This window comes from Sandarakinorhabdus oryzae (assembly GCF_009733735.1).
In the GTDB taxonomy this organism is placed as follows: domain Bacteria; phylum Pseudomonadota; class Alphaproteobacteria; order Sphingomonadales; family Sphingomonadaceae; genus Sandarakinorhabdus; species Sandarakinorhabdus oryzae.
In genome coordinates this window covers 1-3,558 of record NZ_WNJP01000234.1, presented here as the reverse complement: position 1 = coordinate 3,558, position 3,558 = coordinate 1, and the positions used below count along the sequence as shown (strand labels likewise).

Genomic DNA, 3,558 nt, shown 5'->3' with positions numbered 1-3,558 from the left:
CCGCGCGCCGACAGGCGCAAGATCGGCCGGCGGGGCGGCGCGCGCGCCTGCGCGCCGAACCCGTTCGACGTCAGCCGCGGCTTCGCCGCGGCCCCCTTGCCTCCCAAGAACCTCCGCAGAACCCCCAATCTCCCCCTAAACCCCCAACTCCCGCCGCCGTTCCCCTTGCAGGTCAGCGAGCGCGGGAGGGTCAATCACATGCAGCATCAGCCGGGCCCGATGGTGGCGCAGGCCGCAGCGCCGGCCCCGGCCGAGCTCGCGACCCCTGCATTGGCCTGGTATGACCAGATCCGCGCCCTCTTGATCCGCACCGGCCTGCCGCCCGAACCCGCCGTCTATGATGTGCTGTGGCGCTATGTGCGCGGCGAGGATCACGAATTGTCCCAAGCCATCGACACGGCGCTGGCCGGCGACGGCCTCACCCTGTCGGTGCTGACGGGCCTGCGCGAGGCCCTGCTGGGCCAGATGAGCGAGGCCCAGGTCAACCAGCTGATTGCCGAAGCCCATGGCCAGGCCGAGGCGCTGACAAGGCGCATCGAGAGCGGCCAGACCGATCTGGCCGATTATGGCCGCGCCATTGCCGACGGCGGCGAGCGGCTGGCCGGGCCGATGGATGCGACCATGCTGGCCGGCCTGCTGGAACAGTTGAGCAGCGCGACCTCCACCATGCAGGCCGCCAACAGCCGCCTGATCGAAGAGCTGGAGCAGGCCGCCGCCGAAAGCCGGGCGCTGGCCGACCGGCTGATCCAGGCCGAACGCGCCGCCATCACCGATGCGCTGACCGGCGTGTTCAACCGCCGCGGGCTTCTGCTGGCGATCGAGAAGGCCCAGGCCGAGGCCGCTGCGGCCGGCGCGCCACTGGCGGTGGCCGTGGTCGATATCGATCATTTCAAGCGCTTCAACGATCGCTTTGGCCACGCCATGGGCGATGATGTGCTGCGCTTCGTTGCCCGCCACCTCGCTGATCGGCTCGAGCCCGACGGCGGCTGTGTCGGCCGGTTGGGCGGCGAGGAGTTCGTGGGCGTGATGCCCGGCGCCACTGTGCAGGCCGCCGCTGGCCGCATCGATCGCATCCGCGCCGATCTCGCCGGCCAGGTGCTGCGGAGCGCAGTCGATGGCAGCAGCATGGGCCGCATCAGTTTCTCCGCCGGGGTTGCCGAACATCGCGCCGGCCGCAGCCCGGACCATCTCATCGAACGGGCCGATGGCGCGCTCTACACCGCCAAGCGGCTCGGCCGCGACCGGGTGGTACCCGACCGCGGCTGAGCGCCGGAACTTGCAAAAGGGGCCCTGAAATCTGAAGTTGACAGCCGCGCCGGCCTGACGCACTAGGCCGCCTCCCGACAGGCACGCCCGTTGCATCTGTGGAGGGGTGGCCGAGCGGTCAATGGCAGCAGACTGTAAATCTGCCGGGTTTCACCCTACGTTGGTTCAAATCCAACCCCCTCCACCAGCCTGTTTTTCCGATGATGGCGTCGCCTTAGCACTCGGCTGCAGGCACTGCGGAATGATCTGCTGTCGATCAGCGCCGGGCCGCTTTGCCCCGCTTTTGGCCCGTCTCACCGCCAAAGTGCTGAATTTGCGAATCAATTCCGTTATGCTCCCGCCCTTGTCCACCGAAAGGGAGCCCAATGCGAATTGTCATCACGTTCATCGCTGCACTCGCTGTTGCCGGCCCGGCCTTGGCCGGGATCACGGTTGGCGCCACCGTCAAGGACACATCGGGCGGCATTGTTGGCACCATTGTCAGCACCGCCGATGGCAATGCCGTGGTCGATACCGGCACCAACAAGGTGACCATTCCGCTGACCAGCTTCGGCGATCGGCCGGAAGGCCCACTGCTGGCCATGACCAAGTCCCAGCTTGATGCCGCAGCCGACCAGGCAGCCGCCGCACGCAAGCAGGCACTGGCCAACGCCATCAAGCCCGATGCCGAGGTGCATGGATCTCAGGGCGCCGTGATCGGCACCATCACCAAGCTGGATGGCGACAGCGTGATCATCAAGGGCGAGGCCGGGCTGGCCCGAATTCCCACGTCGGAGCTGTACATGAAAGCCGATGGCCTGCACTTCGGCATGAACGCCGCCCAGTTCGAAGCGGCGGTGAAGGCCAGCATGGCCAGTGAGGGCACCCCGTCCTGAAGGGCTGGCGGAACGCCGCCGGCGCGGCTATGCCGCCGCCATGGGCCGCAGACCTCACCCCAAGAACAGCCAAGGCCAGAAAAGCCCCTTTCCGCGGCTGTATGGCCGGCATGCGGTGTTTGCCGCGCTCGACAATCCGGAACGCAGTTTCCGAAAATTGTGGATGACACCGGCGACCGCCAAGACCATCGTCATCCCGCCGGGCCTGCAGGTGCAGATTGGTGACGATTATGATCTGGGCCGGCTTTGCCCGGCCGATGCGCCGCACCAGGGCTATGTGCTTGAGGTGGAGCCGCTCGAGAATGTCTGGCTGGGCGACATATTGAAACAGGCCGATGATGGCGACAACCGGCCGATCATCGTGCTCGACCAGGTCACCGATCCGCACAATGTCGGCGCGCTGATGCGATCGGCGCTGGCCTTCAACGCCCGCGCCATCGTGACCCAGGATCGCCACAGCCCGGCCGAATCGGGCGTGCTGGCGCGCTCGGCCTCCGGCGCGCTGGAAGCGTTGCCGTGGGTGCGGGTGGTCAACCTGGCCCGGGCGCTGGGCGAGATCGGCGAAGCCGGCTTCTGGCGCATCGCGCTGGATGGCGATGCGCCTGACACGCTGGAAACAGCGCTGGGCACCTGCCAGCCGGCGCTGGTGCTGGGCAGCGAGGGCGAGGGCCTGCGCCAGCTGACGGTGGAAAATTGCGACCAGCTGGCCCGGTTGCCGATCAGCGGCGTCGAAAGCCTGAACGTGTCGAACGCCGGCGCCATCGCGCTCTATGCCTGCGCGCGGCGCGGGCTGTGACCGACATTGCCGCCCTTGCCGCGGCCTATACCGCGGCGTGGAACAGCGGCCAGCCCGACGCCGTGGCCAGCCATTATGCGCAAGGCGGCGTGATCATCATCAACGATGGCCCGCCGTGGCCGGGCCGTGCCGGCGTGGCGGAGATGGCGGCCGGTTTCCTGGCTGATATCCCCGACATGGTGCTGCACTGTGACGGCGTGCGTGCCGCCGGGCGCACGGCCATCTATCTGTGGACCTTCACCGGCACCCACGCTGGCAGCGGAAAGCCGGTCAGCGTTTCGGGCTGGGAGGCGTGGGAGCTGGACGGGGCCGGCCAGATCGCAGCGTCGCGCGGCTGGTTCGACGCCGAGGATTACGCGCGCCAGACCAGCTGAAGGCCGCCGATCAGAGCTGGCCGCGCCACAACAGCACGCCCGCGGCTGCCGCCCACAGCGCCTGCGCCACCACCACCGCGCCAAAGCCGATCACGTTGAGCGGGATCAGGCCGGTGCCGCCGGCCAGCGGCACCACCAGCAGCAGCAGTGCGCCCCACGCCAGCGGGCGATGGCGGGGCCACACCGCGAGGCCCCACAGCGCCAGCGCCAGTGCCCAGGCCGCGGTGCCTATCTGCGCCCAGGCCTG

5 protein-coding genes and 1 tRNA gene are annotated in these 3,558 nt (G+C 68.6%); 5 read left to right on the top strand and 1 reads right to left on the bottom strand.

Annotated features, from left to right (window positions below; genetic code table 11):
- The first annotated feature begins 198 nt into the window (after positions 1–198).
- The 5 genes from GJ693_RS14770 (at position 199) to GJ693_RS14750 (ending at position 3,311) form a co-directional block, all read left to right on the top strand.
- On the top strand, positions 199–1,266 hold the full coding sequence (locus tag GJ693_RS14770; protein ID WP_156257025.1) for a GGDEF domain-containing protein: 1,068 nt from the start codon (positions 199–201) through the stop codon (positions 1,264–1,266).
- Between the two features lie 100 nt (positions 1,267–1,366).
- Positions 1,367–1,453: transfer RNA gene (locus GJ693_RS14765), tRNA-Tyr, on the top strand.
- Between the two features lie 178 nt (positions 1,454–1,631).
- Entirely contained in the window at positions 1,632–2,141 is a 510-nt protein-coding gene (locus GJ693_RS14760) for a hypothetical protein (RefSeq protein WP_156257024.1), read from the top strand.
- Between the two features lie 40 nt (positions 2,142–2,181).
- On the top strand, positions 2,182–2,937 hold the full coding sequence (gene rlmB / locus GJ693_RS14755; RefSeq protein WP_156257023.1) for a 23S rRNA (guanosine(2251)-2'-O)-methyltransferase RlmB: 756 nt from the start codon (positions 2,182–2,184) through the stop codon (positions 2,935–2,937).
- Positions 2,934–3,311, top strand: coding sequence for an ester cyclase (locus GJ693_RS14750; RefSeq protein ID WP_156257022.1), 378 nt, complete (start codon positions 2,934–2,936; stop codon positions 3,309–3,311). The genes rlmB and GJ693_RS14750 overlap by 4 nt, the downstream gene beginning before the upstream one ends.
- A gap of 10 nt (positions 3,312–3,321) precedes the next feature.
- Here the strand turns inward: GJ693_RS14750 and GJ693_RS17105 are convergent.
- A partial coding sequence (locus tag GJ693_RS17105) for a hypothetical protein (protein WP_197042237.1) occupies positions 3,322–3,558 on the bottom strand: 237 nt, incomplete at its 5' end.